Annotated in this window: 16 protein-coding genes and 1 pseudogene; 7 read left to right on the forward strand and 10 right to left on the reverse strand. The window is 71.3% G+C overall.

Going from position 1 to position 16983, the window contains the following annotated elements; all coding sequences use genetic code 11:
- Positions 1–405 precede the first annotated feature (405 nt).
- The 4 genes from GTY67_RS13940 (at position 406) to GTY67_RS13950 (ending at position 2808) form a co-directional block, all read left to right on the forward strand.
- Entirely contained in the window at positions 406–1632 is a 1227-nt protein-coding gene (locus GTY67_RS13940) for a hypothetical protein (RefSeq protein WP_161278924.1), read from the forward strand.
- 112 nt (positions 1633–1744) lie between these two features.
- The gene (locus tag GTY67_RS34930; RefSeq protein ID WP_237502613.1) at positions 1745–2089 is read left to right on the forward strand and encodes a DUF6087 family protein; all 345 of its coding nucleotides are present in this window, start codon (positions 1745–1747) and stop codon (positions 2087–2089) included.
- An 87-nt stretch (positions 2090–2176) separates the two neighbouring features.
- The gene (locus GTY67_RS13945; protein WP_128847867.1) at positions 2177–2404 is read left to right on the forward strand and encodes a type II toxin-antitoxin system VapB family antitoxin; all 228 of its coding nucleotides are present in this window, start codon (positions 2177–2179) and stop codon (positions 2402–2404) included.
- Positions 2401–2808, forward strand: a complete 408-nt coding sequence (locus GTY67_RS13950) for a PIN domain nuclease (protein WP_161278925.1) — start codon at positions 2401–2403, stop codon at positions 2806–2808. Before GTY67_RS13945 ends, GTY67_RS13950 begins: the two co-directional genes overlap by 4 nt.
- A gap of 112 nt (positions 2809–2920) precedes the next feature.
- On the opposite strand, the pseudogene GTY67_RS13955 reads toward GTY67_RS13950, so the two are convergent.
- The 8 genes and pseudogenes from GTY67_RS13955 to GTY67_RS13990 all read right to left on the reverse strand — a co-directional run.
- Positions 2921–3316, reverse strand: a pseudogene (locus GTY67_RS13955) (GNAT family N-acetyltransferase); the annotation flags it as partial.
- A 64-nt stretch (positions 3317–3380) separates the two neighbouring features.
- Complete coding sequence (locus GTY67_RS13960; RefSeq protein WP_161278927.1) at positions 3381–4235, reverse strand: M23 family metallopeptidase; 855 nt, start codon at positions 4233–4235, stop codon at positions 3381–3383.
- A gap of 144 nt (positions 4236–4379) precedes the next feature.
- Positions 4380–5009, reverse strand: coding sequence for a TOPRIM nucleotidyl transferase/hydrolase domain-containing protein (locus GTY67_RS13965; RefSeq protein WP_093692070.1), 630 nt, complete (start codon positions 5007–5009; stop codon positions 4380–4382).
- 81 nt (positions 5010–5090) lie between these two features.
- The gene (locus GTY67_RS13970; protein ID WP_161280076.1) at positions 5091–6161 is read right to left on the reverse strand and encodes a M20 family metallopeptidase; all 1071 of its coding nucleotides are present in this window, start codon (positions 6159–6161) and stop codon (positions 5091–5093) included.
- 126 nt (positions 6162–6287) lie between these two features.
- Positions 6288–6533, reverse strand: coding sequence for a hypothetical protein (locus GTY67_RS13975; RefSeq protein WP_093692072.1), 246 nt, complete (start codon positions 6531–6533; stop codon positions 6288–6290).
- A gap of 559 nt (positions 6534–7092) precedes the next feature.
- Positions 7093–8124, reverse strand: a complete 1032-nt coding sequence (locus GTY67_RS13980) for a MarR family transcriptional regulator (protein ID WP_161280077.1) — start codon at positions 8122–8124, stop codon at positions 7093–7095.
- 537 nt (positions 8125–8661) lie between these two features.
- Positions 8662–10569 carry an AMP-dependent synthetase/ligase gene (locus tag GTY67_RS13985; protein WP_161278928.1) on the reverse strand — a complete coding sequence of 636 codons (1908 nt, stop codon included), beginning with the start codon at positions 10567–10569 and terminating at the stop codon, positions 8662–8664.
- Between the two features lie 73 nt (positions 10570–10642).
- The gene (locus GTY67_RS13990; protein WP_161278929.1) at positions 10643–11902 is read right to left on the reverse strand and encodes an acetyl-CoA C-acetyltransferase; all 1260 of its coding nucleotides are present in this window, start codon (positions 11900–11902) and stop codon (positions 10643–10645) included.
- 109 nt (positions 11903–12011) lie between these two features.
- Here GTY67_RS13990 and GTY67_RS13995 point away from each other — a divergent pair, with 109 nt between their 5' ends.
- Genes GTY67_RS13995 through GTY67_RS14005 form a run of 3 tightly spaced genes read left to right on the forward strand, consistent with a single transcriptional unit; the run spans position 12012 to position 14655 of the window.
- Complete coding sequence (locus GTY67_RS13995; RefSeq protein WP_161278930.1) at positions 12012–13331, forward strand: 3-oxoacyl-ACP reductase; 1320 nt, start codon at positions 12012–12014, stop codon at positions 13329–13331.
- Between the two features lie 5 nt (positions 13332–13336).
- Positions 13337–14245 carry a MaoC/PaaZ C-terminal domain-containing protein gene (locus tag GTY67_RS14000; protein WP_161280078.1) on the forward strand — a complete coding sequence of 303 codons (909 nt, stop codon included), beginning with the start codon at positions 13337–13339 and terminating at the stop codon, positions 14243–14245.
- Between the two features lie 26 nt (positions 14246–14271).
- Positions 14272–14655, forward strand: coding sequence for a VOC family protein (locus GTY67_RS14005; RefSeq protein WP_161278931.1), 384 nt, complete (start codon positions 14272–14274; stop codon positions 14653–14655).
- A gap of 14 nt (positions 14656–14669) precedes the next feature.
- Here GTY67_RS14005 and GTY67_RS14010 read toward each other — a convergent pair whose 3' ends face one another.
- Both GTY67_RS14010 and GTY67_RS14015 read right to left on the reverse strand, forming a co-directional pair.
- A complete protein-coding gene (locus GTY67_RS14010; protein ID WP_202461431.1) occupies positions 14670–15299 on the reverse strand; it encodes a TetR/AcrR family transcriptional regulator in 630 nt (209 codons plus the stop codon).
- A gap of 179 nt (positions 15300–15478) precedes the next feature.
- Positions 15479–16876: a dicarboxylate/amino acid:cation symporter gene (locus GTY67_RS14015; RefSeq protein ID WP_093692082.1), complete on the reverse strand. Its 1398-nt coding sequence runs from the start codon at positions 16874–16876 to the stop codon at positions 15479–15481.
- Positions 16877–16983 lie beyond the last annotated feature (107 nt).

Consider the following 16983-nt stretch of genomic DNA (forward strand, 5'->3'; position numbering starts at 1 on the left):
TTTCCCCTCACGGAGAGATGCATGAAGGCGTCAAGCCATGCCAGGGGTGACCGTTTGTTGATCCGAAAGGGCGATGCCGCGTAGGCGCCGCAAGGCCGTCCGTGCAGAGCGGCGGCGGCCACGACGGCAGTACCCGGTCCTGAGGGCCCGGGGTGTCTCCGCCCGGAGCCAGGAAGGACTTGGGCCGGCTGATCGCCCGCCTCGACGAGGAATTCGAGCGCCGCACCTTGCCGGATCCCGAAAACGTCGAGTGGGCGACCGACGATTGGTGGTGGACCGGAATGCGCGAACGCTGAACCGACCGAGAACTGACAGCACTCGGTCCGATCAGGACCCGGCCGACATCTCATGGCGGGCGGATATCCCATGGCGGGCCGGCCTCCGGACCGGGCAGAGTTCCGTGTGATGAACGACGAGAATCCGATGCCGTACGCCCACCCCGACTCCACCGAGGGCCTGCTGCAACGTGGCCGTGGCCTGGGCGCGGTGCGGGCGCTCCAGGACCCTGGTGGATCCGCCGTGTTCGTGTACGACGGGATCCGCCGTGACTGGCGGTGGGACGGGACGGACGATCGGTCGCTGTACCTGGCGCGGCTGGTCCGGGACATGGAGCTGTCCGTCGCACCGGTCGTGGCCATGCTGGAGGGTGACGAGGAAGCTTGCTCGCGGGCTTGCGAGGTGCTGGAGCTGCTGGCTCTCGCCGGCTCGGGCGAAGCCAGGGAGGGGCTTCGGGCGTACATCCGGGAAGGCGAGCACTGGATCCGCGTACTGGAGTCGGTGGCAGCCGCCTGGCCGCCGGAGTGGTGGGAGGACCTCCGTGACACCGCACACACCCGGATCGGCGCGGAGGCGGAGCTTCCGGACTCCGCCGAGCCGTGGACACGGTTCGGGGTCAGGGCCCAGAGCCGCACTTCCCTCCTTGCGCGGCCGTCACTGGCCGGGCTGAGCACGGCAGAGCTTCTCGCCCTGCTCGCCGACGGCCGTACGGAAAACGCCACGAAGACCGACGCGCTGCGTGCACTGAACGGCCGGGAGCCTGCTGAGGGGCTGATCCCGCTGGTCCCCCTGCTGGGCACGCCGTGCGGCCACCGCCCCCTGCCCTTGCTGAGGCGCGCTGTCGAGCGCCTGGGCGTCCTCGCCGTCCCGGCGGCGCGCGACTGGGCACGGGACGACTGCCCCTGGCTGGCCCGGCTGGGTGCGTACATCCTGGCCGAGCAACCCGGCCCTGACGGGCTTCCGGGGCTCATCGACGAACTCGTCGAACAGTGGACGGAACAGTCCTGGTGCGGCCCCGACCGGACGGCGCGGCGCCTGGCCCGGTTCGGCCCCGACGCCGCCGAGGCTGTGCCCTACCTGCGGCGCTTCTGGCTGCACACCCCGCACTCGTACGAGCGGACCGCGTACCTGGAGGCGCGGGCCACGATCGACCGGGGCGGCCTGGCCTCGGTGTACACCGAGGCCCTCTGGGACTGCGAGGAGAGGACGCGGCTGCTGGGGGTCGCCTCGGCGCCCGCGAGCCCGGAGGTCCTGGGACGGATCGCCGTACTGCGCGATGACCCGATGGAGACACCCGAGGTCCGCGCTGCGGCCGGGGCACGGCTGGTCACCGCGACCGGCCCGCGCCTGCCCTGAACTGCCTGCCCCCGTTCGCGGTGTTCCGCATCCTCCGATCGAGAGCGTCCCGATCACCGATGGGGCGCATTACGCTGCCGCCACAGAAGCCCCCGGAGCACAGGGAAGCACGATGGACGACGAACCTCTGTCGGACTGGGCGGAGCGCCGCAGCGCGAAGATCGGACGGCTCCGAGCCGTGCCACTCGTCTCCGGCGAAGGCCCGAAGGCCTCACACCTCAACCCGGACGCACCCCGGCCGTCCAGCGCTGGAACGGATACGCCTGGGAGCCGTACGGGACCGCGGCGCCTGGCCGAGACCCAGCGCCTCCCGCACCCGCACGTCGAGGAACCGCCGCCGGTGACGGCCCCGCGGGCTCAGCCAATGCGGGCGGGGCGGGGCAGGCACCGTAAGCCCCGGCCGGGGGAATGGCTGATCGGAGGCGGAGATCAGCCCACCCCCGGCTCTGGGCCCTGACTGGCTGACCAAGACACAGCGGAGCGGTACGGATATATTCGATCATGTATATTTGCACATAGGAGCTTATACATTACGGAGGCGAGCATGAGCCGTACGGTCATCGACCTCGACGACGAAGCCTTGGAGGCCGCGGCCAAGGAGCTCGGCACCACGACGAAACGCGACACGATCAACACCGCATTGCGCGAGATCGTCGACCGCAATCGACGACTCCGAGCCCTTCACGAGCTGCAAGACCTGGCCCGCGACGGCGCTCTCGACATGGACCTCCTCCTCGACAAGCGGAATTATCGGGGTGGATCCGCACGGTGAGTGTTGCCGACTACCTCATCGACACTTCGGCACTCGTACGCATTCTCGGGCGCCAGAGCACGGAGGACTGGGAGCGCCGCATCGGTGCGGGTCTCGTCGCCCTCTGCGATCTGACCGAGCTGGAGCTGCTCTATTCTGCGCGCTCGGCCAAGGATCGCGAGAGCATCCGGGAATACCTGGCGCTGTTCACGTGGTGCCCGATGCCGGACGGCGTCTATCGGCGCGCCCGCACCGTGCAGGAGCAGCTCACCGCCAAGGGCGAGCACCGCAGCGCCGGACCCGTGGACCTGTTGTTGGCAGCGACCGCCGAGCAATCGGGTCTGACGCTCCTGCACAACGACCACGACTTCGAGACGATCGCCCGCACCACCGGCCAGCCGACCAGGATGCTCGACCTGAGGTGATCGGGCCGCCTTGCCGGGATGGTACGTGCGGCATCGGTCCTCGACGACCAGGCGCGTGGCCTCGGCCGCCTTGTTCCGCAACGGCCGGCGCTTCCGGGTGGACGGCCTGGCCTCAATCGGAGAGGAATCCCGGGGACCGCAGGCCGAGCCACTGATCGGCGTCCCAGGCCCGAAACCGCTCCACTTCCGTGAACCCCAGCTTCGCGGCGAGGCGCATCGAACCGGCGTTGGCGGTTTGCGTGGCGAGCAACACCGGCTGGACGCCTTCGAGCCAGCCAAGTGCCGCCACGCACGCCCCGGCGGCATACCCGAACCCCCACGCCCGTGGCGGGGGCAGGTGGCCGAGATCGGCCTTTCCCACAGCGGCCGGACGATGGTGCTCCGTCGCTCTCCTGAGGAGAATGCGGCCGATCATCGCCCCGTCCAGATCAACAACGAAGTTCCCGGGCCACTGCTCCGGCGCTTCGGGCGACTCGCGCTCAAGCTCGGCGCGCAGGCGTGGTCCGCCGCAGGCCGTGCACGGGAAGGAAGCCGCCGCGGCCCTCCCGTGCACGGGGTCATGGGGGGTGCGGTCAGCAGTTCGGGATCACGGTGCCGTTGTTGTCGCGAGCCTCGTCGTTGCCCCAGCGGGAGAGGTAGTACGCGGAGACGTAGGCGTTGCGGCCGTTCTTGCCCGCGTACACGGAGTCCAGGTCGGTGCGGAGCCACCAGTGGTTGAACTGGGTCGCCGTACCGACGCGGGCGCCCCACACCTTGCAGTAGACGTAGTTCGTACCGGCGTTGAGGATGCCTTGCGCGTCGGCGGTGTTGGGGGCGGCGTAGCCGGTGGCGGTGGCGAAGGTGTCGACCCAGAACTTGCCGCCTCCGCCACCGCCGCAACCGTTGTCGCTGGTGAGGTACTTGGCGTAGTACGAGCCCGGATAGGGGCTCAGTGACTGGCCGTTGATGACGATGTTCTGGCCGACACCGTTGAGCAGCTGCTCGTAGTGGATGTGGGCGCCGGAGCTGTTGCCGGTGGATCCGGTGGTGCCGATCTGCTGGCCCTGGCCGACCTGGGCCCCGTTGGCGACGGAGAAGGCGTTGAGGTGGAAGTAGTAGGTCTGCCAGCCGCCGCCGTGGTCGATGGAGATGTAGTTGCCCGCGCCGCTGGGCTGGGAGTGGCGGTAGGCCGTGCCGGGGGCGGAGGCGAGGACCGGGGAGCCGGCGGTGGCGCCGCCGTCGGTGCGGACGAAGTCGAGGGCCCGTCTGACTTCGGCGGAGTGGTGGCTGTAGGTCCACTGCTGGCCGCAGGCGTAGGGCGCCTTGAAGTTGGGCGCGGCGGCTGCGGGGGACGCGGTGGCGGTGACGGTGAGCAGTCCGCCGAGGAGTGCCAGCAGGGCGAGGAGGCTCGTACGCATACGGGCAGGTATTCGGGGAGAGCGGCGCATGGGTGGGGGGATCCTCCGGGTCGACAACCGTGCAGTGGGGTGCGGGGTGGGCGAAGTGCCGTGGAATCTACGCGAGTTGAACGGACTCCAGGGTGCCGTAATCCGGGCCGGGTGGACAGACCGCGTGACCTGGGAACCTCGGACTCAGAGGTGGGCGAGCAGGTCGTCGAGAGGGGCGGGCACGTTGTCGGCGTCCAGTGCTTCGACCAGGACGCGGCCGTAGTGAATCTTGCGCCCCTTCTTCGTACCGAGAAACCGCCTCAACTGCTGTTGTGGGGAACGGCCTTGCTGTGCGGGCTGGCGCAGGAAGATTTGCAGGGCGCGCAAGTCGCCCTCGGTTTCGATGAGTTCCTCGACACGGGGCACGCCGAGGGCACGGATCAGTTCCTCCTCCAGGTCGGCCGCGCAGACGAAGAACTCCTGCTCCGCCCCCGCGCCGGCCCGCTCCCACCCCCGTTCGTAGAAGCCGCGCTCCCGTTCGTCGCAGAGGCCCGTGAGGCGGACGCCCAGTCCGGAGGGCCCGAGGAGACCGGCGAAGCGGGCGACGCTCATCGCACCGCCCATGGGGAGGACGCAGACGCCCTCGGCGGCGAGGTCCCGGCCACGGCTCTCGGCCAGCGCGTTGACCGCGGCGGCGTCGCTCGGACCTTCGAGCAGGACGGCGGTCCGTACGGTGAGCTGTCCGGCCAGCTCACGGGCGGGGTCGCCGGGGCCACCGGCCGCCCATGCGGTGACCGCCTCGCGGAACGCGCCCATGTCACCGGTGTCAGCCATGGGACGAGTCTCGGCCTTATCCGGCCGGTACGGTAACGAATTTCCGCCGACACGCTGGGCGGAGGCGCGCAGGTGCGACCCCTACGCCCGCGGCGCGTCCTGGAGGGCCTTCACCAGCCCGGCCGCCAGGCGGGCGCGCTCGGCCATGGCGTCGATGACGACGTACTCGTGGTCGGCGTGGGCGCCGCCGCCGACCGCTCCCAGGCCGTCCAGCGTCGGCACCCCCAGGGCGGCGGTGAAGTTGCCGTCGCTGCCGCCGCCGACCGCCCTGGCCTCGATGTCCGGCATCAACTTCTGTGCGAGGGACAAGAGTTCAGCGGCGGCCGACTCGGGCATGGGCGGTCGCCCGATGGAGCCCTCGACCGTGATTTGTGCCCCGTCGACGTGGGGCGTCAGGGCGGCGAAGGCGGCTTCGACGCGTTCCTTCTCCTCGGCCGACTCGACCCGGACGTCGACGACGACGGTGGCCTCGGCGGGTACGACGTTCTCCAGGGTCCCGGCGGACGCGACGGTCGGGGTGACCGTCGTCCCCAGCTCGGGCCGGCTGAACGCGGCGATGTCCAGCACCTGGTACGCGGCCTCGACGAGGGCGTTGACCCCGGCTTCCGGCTCCAGCCCGGCGTGCGAGGCCCGGCCCGCAATGGAGACCTGGAACGCGCCGCAGCCCTTGCGCGCGGTCTTCAGGGCTCCCCCGTCGGCGGCGCCCTCGAAGACGAGCACGGCACCGCAGGCGCGGGCCCGCTCCTCGATGAGGGCCCGGGACGAGAAGGAGCCCACCTCTTCGTCGGCGGTCACCAGGATCTCGACCCCGGACCGGTCCTCGAGCGCCGCCAGCCCGTGGACGGCCTGCACGAGCCCGCCGAGCATGTCGAAGACACCGGGCCCGGTCGCGCGCCCGTCCGCGACGGCGAACGGCCGGCGGGCGAGGGTGCCGAGCGGGAACACGGTGTCGTGGTGGCCGAGGATCAGGACACGAGGCTCACCACCGGCCACCCAGTGCACGTGGGTGCCGCCCTCGTTCACGATGAGCACGGCCTGGCCCCCGAGGCGGTTCTCGATGACGGTGGCGACGGCTTCGGCGGACGCGGTCAGGGCGTCGAGATCGCGCGACGGGGACTCGGTCTCGACGAGGGCGCGGAGGTCTTCGAGCATGGCGTCGGTGCTGACATCGACGGCTGCGGCGGTGGCGTCGTTACTGGCGCCGGCGTTGTCGTGGCTGGTCACGGAGCCAGCGTAGTGGCCGTGGGAGCCGACGAGAGGGCCTGCCGCCCTCAACCGTCAGCCGCGCCAGAACTGCCAGCGAGCGTGGGGCGGCGCGCAGTCGCCGTCGGCAACGGCCCTCCAGTAGCCGCGTTCGAGCACCATTTCCTGTTCCGCCTCCGACCCCCCGGTGAGCACCACGTAGGAACAGTCCGGCCGGACGGACTGAGCGGCGAACGCACCGAGGGCCCCGGCGGCCAGGGCCGTGACGGTGCAGACGGTGAGGAGGAGCCGACGGGTGTCGTCGGGTATCTGAGAGATCACGTCCGCATCGTACGGAGCGGATCGGCGGTACCGATGCCGGCGGCTGAATGCTCCTGAGCCGGAGCTCCGGCTCAAGGGGTACGAGCCACTTAGGCTCGCGCTCCCTTGCCGGGCCAGTCGCCGGCCGAAGGTAGTCGACGCGGCCGGGAAACCATCCCCGCTGCGCGGAGACCACGCGAGGGCGTCCGGGTCGCCAAGGCCTGCGTGGGGACCACCCCCGCGGGCGCGGGGACCACGAAGAGATGCTGTGGCTGCGGTACCCGCATCCGGGACCACCCCCGCGTGCGCGGGGACCACATGAGCAAGACCTACTGGGCGTACACGGTGACGGGACCACCCCCGCGTGCGCGGGGACCACAGTTCGTGACCTGCGGGTTTATGCGGCCGGAGGCTGGTTTTTACTTACTTCTTGAGAAACGGACCTATCTCCCCCGAGGTGCGAACGGGCTGCACTCGGTGCTGTGCATGCCTGAAGTGATTCTGCCCTCGCCGACGGCAAAAGGCCTTCCGCTTGACCTAGTTGGCAAGGGCGTCCACGGCTGGGCCGGGGGCATCGGTCTCAGACGGTTTTGAGCAGGTCGCGGAGGTTGGTCATGTGTGCCTTGACGGCGGCGGCCTCAGTGGGCGAGGTCAAGCGCTCGTCGGTGTCGGGCCGGTGGGTGGTGCGGCAGGGGCGGCAGAGGCCGTCGGGGAGGGCTTCTGGTTGGCCGGGTCGGCCGCAGTCGGTGCATTCCATCAGGATGCGGCGAGCTGGGGCCGGGGTGCCGGGTGAAGCGCTCCTGGTGGTGGGCAGGTGGGGTGGGATCTTATCGGTGAGGCGTCGGCGGAGGAGGCCGAGAGGGCTGTCGACGCGGGTGGGCAGTCCTGCGGTAAGGGCGCTGGTCAGGTAGTCGACGCTGACGCCCCGGGCGAGCCATTCCTCCGCCAGGGGTTCCAGGGCAGCGCAGTCGTCGGCGGAGAGCGGGAGGCGGTGGTCCTCGCGCCCGAGGCGGGCCAGGGCCAAGTAGGCAGAGGACGCGGAGATCCCGGATGGGTGGCGTGTGAGCGGAGCCTCATCCGGGGCGGAAGGCTCCGGTTCCGCGCCCGACCCCTGAACCGGGGTGCGTTGCTGCGGTACGGAGGTGGGCTCGGGGCTCCGTTCCCTGCCGGGGTCTTCCGGTGTGGGCGGTGGTTCCTCGGCCGGGGCCCACGGCGGCGGGGTCTTGGCCAAGCTCGGGGCGGGCGGTGTGGGGCTGACGACCTGCGGGGTGTTCTCGGTGGTGAGGTAGGTGTTCCACCACTCGTTGTCGTGGGCGGTGCGGGACCAGAACGTACGGAAGACCCACCGGGTCTCCTCGCCCGCGCCGACGGCGCACCGTACGCGTCGCAGGTGCCCGGCGACGGACAGGGCGGTCAGGGCGGTGGAGATGGCCTGCTGCCCGTAGAGCGGGAGCTGCTTGGCCAGCTGCTTCACGCTCATCGCCGCACCGTCGGGGAGGTGGTCGACGAAAGCGGCGACGTACCGCTCACGCGCAGGCAGAAGCGCGAAATCCTCACGCGTACGGGGGCGTTGGTCCGGGGCGGTGCGTTTGCCGTAGCCAGGCTTGGCCATCGGGTACGCGGTGGGCCGTGCGGCGGTGCGCAGGGCAGGACTAAGGTGCTGGGTAGCCACGGGATCGACCTTTGTCTCGATCGTGCGGTGAGACCCCGGCCTGGTGTGCAACCACCGTGTCGGGGTCGTTTGGTTCTCGAACCGTAAGCAGTCGTGACGCTGCGCCGCAAGCTGTCACCATTAGTCATACTTGCTCAACCTGACAGGTCAGGGAGGCAGGGGAGGTTTTCCCAAAACCCTTTCCCTACCTACCGGTTACAGAAGGCGCTCGAACCCCGAACCTCGCATCCCGACACCCGTATCCCGGGACCCGAGCTTCGGGCCGGGCCCCAACCCGCGTACCCCCGCAAGAGTGAACTGACCAGCCCGAAGCTCGGGCCCCGGAGACCGAGCCCCAAGCGTCGGGCGAGCGAGGCGCATCCCAGTCGGCGAGCACCCGGCACGACTAGCGAAACACCCCCGCACACACGGGGACCACGACCGCCCGCCCGCCCCTCCTACGCGTAGGACACGGCCGGACGCATTCCCCCGCCCCCCTCACCGCTTCCGGTACAACCCCTCGATCTCCCCCGCGAAGTCCCGCGCGATCGTGTCCCGCTTCAGCTTCAGCGACGGCGTCAAGTGGCCCTTCTCCTCCGTGAAGTCCACCGGCAGCACCACGAACTTCCGGATCGACTCCGCCCTCGACACCAGGCGGTTCGCCTCGTCCACCGCCTTCTGGAGGGATGTGCGCAGCTCCTCGTCGTGGACCAGTTCCCTGAGCGGCACGTCCTGTTTCTTCACCATCTGGCGCCAGTGCTGGAGGCCGTCCGGCTCCAGGGTGATCAGGGCCGTGATGTACGAGCGGTTGTCGCCGACCACCATGCACTGGCTGACCAGGGGGTGGGCGCGGAGCCAGTCCTCCAGGGGGGCGGGGGTGACGTTCTTGCCGCCCGTCGTGATGATGATGTCCTTCTTGCGGCCCGTGATCGTCAGGTAGCCGTCCTCGTCCAGCGCGCCCAGGTCGCCCGTCGGGAACCAGTCGCCGTCCAGGAGGTACGGGACCGGCTCTGCACGTTCCGTGTCCCAGTAGCCCCGGAAGACCTGGCCGCCCCGCAGCAGCACCTCGCCGTCGTCCGCGATGCGTACCGAGGTGCCGGGGAGCGGCCAACCCACCGTGCCCAGGCGGGGTTTGAGGGGTGGGGTCACCGTGTGAGCCGCTGTCGTCTCCGTCAGGCCGTACCCCTCGAAGATGCCGATGCCCGCGCCCTCGTAGAACGCCGCGAGCCGGCGGCCCAGCGGGGAGCCGCCGCAGATCACGTACCGGACCTTGCCGCCCAGCGCTGCCCGGATACGGCGGTAGACCAGGGGGTCGTAGAGGGCGCGGGCCGCCCGCAGGCCGAGGCCCGGCCCCGGGCCCGTACCGTGTTCGGCGGCCTCAACTGCCTTGCCGTAGCGCTGCGCTATGCGGGCCGCCCGGTCGAACGAGGACGCCCGGCCCATCTTCTCCGCCGTCGCCCGGCCCGTGTTGTAGACCTTCTCCAGTACGTACGGGATGGCGAGGAGGAAGGTCGGGCGGAAGCCCGCCAGGTCGGCCAGGAGGTCTTCCGTCTGGATGGAGGGGGCGTGGCCCAGGCGGACCCTCGCCCGCATGCAGCCGATCGCCACCATCCTCCCGAACACGTGCGAGAGCGGGAGGAAGAGAAGCGTCGACGCCGGGTCCTTCGAGACCGACTTGAAGACCGGGTGGAGGAGTTCGATCGCGTTGTCCACCTCGGCGAAGAAGTTGCCGTGGGTCAGGACACAGCCCTTGGGGCGGCCCGTCGTGCCCGAGGTGTAGATCAGGGTGGCCGGGGTGTCCGGTTCCAGCCCGGCCCGGCGCTCCGCCACCGCCTCGTCGGGGATGTGCTTGCCCAGCGACTTCAGGTGGCCGATCGCCCCCGTGTCGAACTGCCACAGGTGCGCCAGGTCGCCCAGCTGCTTGCGCTCCTGGCTGATCAGGCGGCCCTGCTCCTTCGTCTCCACCGCGCACGCCACCGCCCCTGAGTCCTGGAGGATCCAGCGGGCCTGGAAGGCGGAGGAGGTGGGGTAGATGGGGACCGTCACCAGCCCGGCCGCCCAGGCCGCGAAGTCCAGCAGCGTCCACTCGTACGTCGTACGGGCCATGATCGCGACCCGGTCCCCCGGCCGCAGCCCCTCCGCCATCAGGCCCTTCGCCACCGCCAGCACCTCGGCGGCGAAGTCGGCGGCGGTCACGTCGTGCCAGGTGCCCTCGGCGTCCTTGCGGCTCAACACGGCCTCGGCGGGCGCCTCATGGGCGTTGTCGAAGGGGATCTCGGCCAGCGAGCCCCGCAGGACCGGGGGCGCGAACGCCGGTACGGAGACCTCCTGGACCCGGCCGTCCGGGCCCCTCTTCTTCGTGGGTTCCACAAGGGTGGGCGTGGGGGCGGATGAAGGCGTTGACACGTGCGGCTCCTCGGTAGCGGGGGTCGGGCGGGTCCTGTCGCCGGGTCGTCCGTCCGGCAGATCACCAAAGTCCTTAGGGGCGTTCCAAGATGGCCGTCACGCCCTGGCCGCCCGCCGCGCAGATCGAGATCAACCCCCGTCCCGGGGCCTCCCGTTCGGCGAGCAGCTTGGCCAGCGTTGCGACGATCCGTGCACCTGTGGCGGCGAAGGGGTGGCCCGTCGCCAGCGAGGAGCCGGCCACGTTCAGGCGGGTCCGGTCCACCGGGGGCAGGCCCTGCTTCTCCCAGGCCGCGAGGGTCGCCAGCACCTGGGAGGCGAACGCCTCATGGATCTCGTACAGGTCGAAGTCCTCGATGCCCAGGCCCGCCCGCTCCAGCAGGCGCGGCACCGCGTACGCCGGGGCCATGAGGAGGCCGTCGTCGCCGTCGACGTAGTCCACGGCCGCCGTCTCGTAGAGGGTGAGGTAGGCCAGGGGCTCCCAGCCTCGCTCCCGCGCCAGCTCCTCGCTCGCCAGGAGGACCGTTGCCGCGCCGTCCGTGAGGGGCGTCGAATTCCCCGCTGTCATGGTGGGGTTGGGGCCGGACGTGCCGAACACCGGTTCAAGAGTGGCCAGTTTATCGACCGTCGATCCCGGGCGGAGGTTCTGGTCGCGGGTCAGGCCCCGGTACGGGACGACGAGGTCGTCCAGGAAGCCGCGTTCGTACGCCGCCGCCAGGCGCTGGTGGCTCGTGGCGGCGAGTCGGTCCTGGTCCTCGCGCCTCACCGACCAGTGGCGGGCGGTGCGGGCCGCGTGTTCGCCCATGGACAGGCCCGTGCGGGGCTCGGCGTTGCGCGGGATGTCCGGGACCAGGTGGCGGGGGCGTACGGCGGAGAGGGCCTTGAGGCGGGCGCCCGTCGACCTCGCGCGGCGGGCGGCGAGCAGGATGCGGCGCAGCTCGTCGTTCACCCCGAGCGGGGCGTCACTGGTCGTGTCGGAGCCGCCCGCTATGGCCGAGTCGACCGCCCCCAGGGCGATCTTGTTGGCGGCGGCGATCACGGCCTGGAGGCCCGTACCACAGGCCTGTTGGATGTCGTACGCCGGTGTGCGCGGGTCCAGCGCCGAGCCGAGGACGGTCTCGCGGGCCAGATTCAAGTCGCGGCTGTGCTTGAGGACCGCGCCCGCCACGAACTCGCCGACCCGCTCCCCCGCCAGGCCGTACCGCTCCACCAGCCCGCCGAGCGCGGCCGTCAGCAGGTCCTGGTTGGAAGCGGTCGCGTACGGGCCGTCCGAGCGGGCAAAGGGAGTACGGCTGCCGCCGATGACCGCGACGCGGCGCGGGGCGGGGATGTTCACGGGGTCCGTCCGGGGGCGGTCCGTCCGGGATTGTTCATCTCGACCAGCTCCTGACTCTTGAGTAACCTTACTCCGGAGTAAATCTACGACCGAGCAGGGAGTCAGGACAATGGCCGATCGCTATCTGCACCTCACCGGCACAGCACCCGGCCGCTTCCTCACCCGCCGCCTCGGCCTCCCGCAGCCCGCCCCGCTGCGCCGCCGGACCCTGGAGACCCCGCACCTGGACGGGCCGCTGCTGCACCTCACGGCGGGGACGTCGGCGGTCGCAGGGGTGGCGGAGACGCTTGCCCGGGCAGGGCTCCCCCTCACCGACCGCACCGACCGGCCCGCCGCGATCGTCCTCGACGCCACCGGGGTCGTCACGGCCACCGGGCTCGGGGACGTCCACGCCGCCCTGCACCCCGTCGTCCGCTCCCTCGCACCGGGCGGGCGGATCGTCGTCCTCGGTACGGTGCCGTCCCCCGACGACCACCATCAGGCCGCCGCCCAGCAGGCGTTGGAGGGGTTCGTGCGGTCGCTGGGCAAGGAGATCGGGCGGGGTTCCACCGTTCAGCTCGTACGGATTCCGGGCGGGGCCAGCGCCGAGGCCGCCGAGTCCACCCTCCGCTTCCTACTCTCCCCGCGCTCCGCCTACGTCAGCGGCCAGGTCATCGAACTGACCTCCGCCGCCCCCGGCCCCGTCGCCGACCCGGCCGCCCCCCTCACCGGCCGCACCGCCCTGGTCACCGGGGCCGCCCGGGGCATCGGCGCCGCCGTCGCCTCGGTGCTCGCCCGTGACGGGGCCCAGGTCATCGCCCTGGACGTACCAGGAGCCCGCGAGGAGCTGGAACGTACCGCCGACCGGCTCGGCGCCACCGCCCTCCCCTTGGACATCACCGCACCCGACGCCGCCGACCGCATCGCCGCCGCCGCACCCGACGGGCTCGGCGTCCTCGTCCACAACGCGGGCATCACCCGCGACCGCCGTCTCGCCAACATGCCCGCCGACCGCTGGGCACCGGTCATCGAGGTCAACCTGGACAGCGTGCTCCGCACCACCGACGAGCTGCTGAAGGCCGGGGTCATCACACGTGGCGGCCGGATCGTCGCCACCGCCTCCATCGCGGGCATCGCCGGCAACACCGGGCAGACCAACTACGCCGCCAGCAAGGCCGGGATCATCGGCCTCGTCCGCTCGCTCGGCCCGCGCGCCGCCGCCGACCACGGCGTGACGGTCAACGCGGTCGCGCCCGGCTTCATCGAGACGAAGATGACGGCGGCCGTCCCCCTCTTCATCCGCGAGGCGGGCCGCCGTATGAACTCCCTTTCCCAGGGCGGCCTTCCGGTCGATGTCGCCGAGGCCGTCGCCTGGTTCGCCCAGCCCGGCTCCACCGCCGTCAACGGCCAGGTGCTGCGGGTCTGCGGCCAGAGCCTGCTGGGGGCGTGAGCGCGATGACCTCCCTCGCCTCCTCCCTCGTACGCGGAGCCGTCACCTCTCCTTTCCGGCGCGCCGGGCGGCCCGGCGCCACCCTGCCCACCGACCGCCTCACCCTCCCGGCGGGCCCCGCCGCCCCCGGCCACCTGGCCGCGTACCGCCGGATCTGCGGCTTCCCGGCGACCGGGCCGCTCCCGCTCACGTACCCCCATGTCCTGGCCTTTCCGCTCGCCATGCGGCTGATGACCGGGCGTGGCTTCCCGCTGCCCGTGGTCGGGCTCGTCCACACCTGGATCGAGATCGCCGCCCACCGGGCCGTGCAGGACGCCGAAGAGCTTGAACTGACGGTGTACGCCCAGGAGTTGACGCCTCACCGGCGTGGCACCGAGGTCACCATGGTGACCGAGGCGCGGGTGGGCGGCGAGCTGGTGTGGGAGTCGCGCAGCGGGTACCTGTCGCGGCACGCCACAGAAGCCCGCAGCGGGTACCTGTCGCGGCACGCCACGGAAGCCCGCAGCGGGTACCTGTCGCGGCACGCCACCGAAGCCGCCGGGACGAGCGGACAGAAGGATCCGGCGCTCCCCGCCCTCGCCGAATGGCGGCTGCCCGGCGATCTCGGGCGGCGGTACGGAGCCGTCTCCGGCGACCGCAACCCCATCCACCTCCACCCGCTCACCGCCCGTCTCTTCGGCTTCCCCCGGACCATCGCGCACGGCATGTGGACGGTGGCCCGCTGCCTGGCCGAGGGTGAGGGCCGGCCCGGCGGGCAGAGCGGTGAACTCCGCACCGTACGAGCCGAGTTCAAGGCCCCCGTCCTGCTGCCCGCCACCGTGACGTACGCCGCCGACCCGGCCGGGAACGCCTTCGCCCTGCGCAGCGCGAGCGGGCGCGTCCACCTCACCGGCGCGGTGACGCGGGCGCTCTGAGGCCCCCGGTTCCTACACTGACCGCCATGGCATGCCGCATCAGTGAACTGGTCATCGAAGCCGCCGACGCCGAGCGGCTCGCCGCGTTCTGGAGCGAGGTCCTCGGCTATGTCGAGATCGGCCGGGAGAGCGACGGGTCCATCGAGATCGGGCCGCCCGGCACCGGCTTCGGCGGACCGCAGCCCACCCTCGTCCTGAGCCCCAACAGCGCGCCCCGGACCGGGCAGCTCCGGCTGCACATCGACGTCAGCGCCACCGACCGCGACCAGGACGCCGAGCTGGAACGGCTCCTCGCCCTCGGCGCCAGGACCGCCGACGTCGGGCAGACCGGCGACGAGAGCTGGCACGTCCTGGCCGATCCGGAGGGCAACGAGTTCTGCCTCCTGCGCGCCCGCGTCCAGCCGGTCTGACCTCGTACGGCCCGCTACGAGGCGTCGTCCACCGGAGGCTGCCACGGGCGGGCGTGCATCAGGTTCTCCAGGCCCGCCCAGGCGAAGTTCATCAGGGTCGCCGCAGCCTCCTTCGCCGAGACGCCCGGGGTGTCGTTGGCCCAGCCCGCCAGCGACTCGGCGGCCCCCACCAAGGCCTGTGCGAGGCCCGCCACGTCCCGGTCCGCGAGGGCGGGGTCGCGGTGCGCCTCGCGGGCGGCGGCGCCGATCAGGCCCGTCACGAACGCGACGATCTCGTCGCGCATCCCCACGACCTCGCTGATGAACGGCTCCCCGTGCGAGCGCGCCTGGCGGTGCAGCACCGCCCAGCCGTCCGGGTTCTCCGCGGTGTGGGTGAAGAACGCCCGCAGCCCCGACCAGAGTTGGCCGTCGGCGGGCAGCTCCGGGTCGACCCCGGCCCGTACCGCCTCCACCAGGGCTTCCGCCTCGCGCCGGATGCAGGCGGAGAACAGGTCCTCCTTGGAGTGCAGGTAGAGGTAGACCAGGGGCTTGGAGACACCCGCCAGCTCGGCGATCTCGTCCATCGAGGCGGCCCGGTACCCGCGCTGGCCGAAGGTCTGCACCGCGGCGTCCATCATCTGCCGCTCACGCACGGCGCGTGGCATCCGTTTGCTCTTCACAGCACCCACGTCCGACTTCCTCCCCGCCCCACGGTCCTGCTCCCCGGCCAAGGGTACGGCGCCGGGCAGGCCTCCGTCGTACGGAGCGTCCCCCGCCGGTACGCGAGCGCCCCCGGCCCACCTCGCGGGGTGGACCGGGGGCGCTCAGGGACGTGCGGGCGCGGCTAGGCGGTGGCCGGAACCGCGTCCTTGGGTTCCGGCGTACGGTCGCGGTCCACGTCCCAGCCGTCGTCGTCGGACGGGCCGAACGCGTCGATCGAGGAGGACGAGGCCGAGTTGTACTTGTCGTGGTCGAGGATCTTCTCGCGAGCCGACACGACGACCGGGACCAGTGCCTGGCCGGCCACGTTGGCGGCGGTGCGGATCATGTCCAGGATCGGGTCGATGGCCAGCAGCAGGCCGACACCCTCCAGCGGGAGGCCCAGGGTGGAGAGGGTCAGGGTCAGCATGACCGTGGCGCCGGTGAGACCGGCGGTGGCGGCGGAGCCGATCACCGAGACGAAGGCGATGAGCACGTAGTCGCTGATGCCCAGCTGGACGTCGAAGATCTGCGCGACGAAGATCGCCGCCAGCGCCGGGTAGATCGCGGCGCAGCCGTCCATCTTCGTGGTCGCCCCGAACGGGACGGCGAAGGAGGCGTACTCCTTCGGAACGCCGAGGCGCTCGGTGACCCGCTGGGTGACCGGCATGGTGCCGACCGAGGAGCGGGAGACGAAGGCGAGCTGGATCGCGGGCCAGGCGCCCTTGAAGAACTGGAGCGGGCTGACCTTGGCGACGGTGGCCAGGAGCAGCGGGTAGACGCCGAACATCACCAGGAGGCAGCCGACGTAGACGTCGGCGGTGAACGTCGCGTACTTGCCGATCAGGTCCCAGCCGTAGGTGGCGATGGCGTAGCCGATGAGACCGACGGTGCCGAGCGGGGCCAGGCGGATGACCCACCACAGGGCCTTCTGCAACAGCTCCAGGATGGACTGGCTGAGCGTCAGGATCGGCTGGGCCTTCTCGCCGAGCTTGAGGGCGGCGATACCGGCGACGGCCGCCATGAAGACGATCTGGAGCACGTTCAGCTCGGTGAACGGCGTGATCACGTCGGTCGGGATGATGCCGGTCAGGAAGTCGATCCAGCTGCCGGTGCGCTCGGGCAGCTTGCCGTCCTTCGGCGTGAGGCCGGTGCCGGAGCCGGGGTTGGTCAGCAGGCCGATGGTGAGACCGATGGCGACCGCGATCAGCGACGTGATCATGAACCAGAGCAGGGTGCGGGTCGCCAGCCGGGCGGCGTTGTTGACCTTGCGCAGATTGGTGATCGACACCAGGATCGCGAAGAAGACCAGCGGGGCGACGGCCAGCTTGAGCAGCTGGACGAAGATCGAACCGACCTTGTCCAGTGTGGTGACGAGCCAGGAGACGTCCTGGCTGCGGGCGATCCAGCCGAGCAGGGCGCCGAGCACCAGACCGGCGACGATCTGGGCCCAGAACGGGACCTTGGGTATGCGCGGACCGGGGCCGGAGCCGGTGGACGGCTGCTCGGCCTCGGGGGCGGCGGACGCGGAATTCGCGGACACGGACACACTCCAGTGGGGGACGCATCGGGACGTACGAGGACAGGCGTACGGACGTGCGGTGGAACGGGGACGGGGTCGCGGCGCCCGCGTCTGAGGGCGGCGCCGCT

Origin of the sequence: Streptomyces sp. SID8374 (assembly GCF_009865135.1) — a bacterium.
Lineage (GTDB): Bacteria > Actinomycetota > Actinomycetes > Streptomycetales > Streptomycetaceae > Streptomyces.

What these genes read in the sequence shown, in the direction of transcription:
- GTY67_RS13995 (WP_161278930.1), top strand. Translation starts at nt 12,012, where the DNA reads ATGGCCGATCGCTATCTGCACCTCACCGGCACAGCACCCGGCCGCTTC.
- GTY67_RS34930 (WP_237502613.1), top strand. Translation starts at nt 1,745, where the DNA reads ATGGACGACGAACCTCTGTCGGACTGGGCGGAGCGCCGCAGCGCGAAG.
- GTY67_RS13940 (WP_161278924.1), top strand. Translation starts at nt 406, where the DNA reads ATGAACGACGAGAATCCGATGCCGTACGCCCACCCCGACTCCACCGAG.
- GTY67_RS14010 (WP_202461431.1), bottom strand. Translation starts at nt 15,299, where the DNA reads ATGCCACGCGCCGTGCGTGAGCGGCAGATGATGGACGCCGCGGTGCAG.
- GTY67_RS14005 (WP_161278931.1), top strand. Translation starts at nt 14,272, where the DNA reads ATGGCATGCCGCATCAGTGAACTGGTCATCGAAGCCGCCGACGCCGAG.
- GTY67_RS14000 (WP_161280078.1), top strand. Translation starts at nt 13,337, where the DNA reads ATGACCTCCCTCGCCTCCTCCCTCGTACGCGGAGCCGTCACCTCTCCT.
- GTY67_RS13965 (WP_093692070.1), bottom strand. Translation starts at nt 5,009, where the DNA reads ATGGCTGACACCGGTGACATGGGCGCGTTCCGCGAGGCGGTCACCGCA.
- GTY67_RS13970 (WP_161280076.1), bottom strand. Translation starts at nt 6,161, where the DNA reads ATGCTCGAAGACCTCCGCGCCCTCGTCGAGACCGAGTCCCCGTCGCGC.
- GTY67_RS13960 (WP_161278927.1), bottom strand. Translation starts at nt 4,235, where the DNA reads ATGCGCCGCTCTCCCCGAATACCTGCCCGTATGCGTACGAGCCTCCTC.
- GTY67_RS13980 (WP_161280077.1), bottom strand. Translation starts at nt 8,124, where the DNA reads ATGGCCAAGCCTGGCTACGGCAAACGCACCGCCCCGGACCAACGCCCC.
- GTY67_RS13945 (WP_128847867.1), top strand. Translation starts at nt 2,177, where the DNA reads ATGAGCCGTACGGTCATCGACCTCGACGACGAAGCCTTGGAGGCCGCG.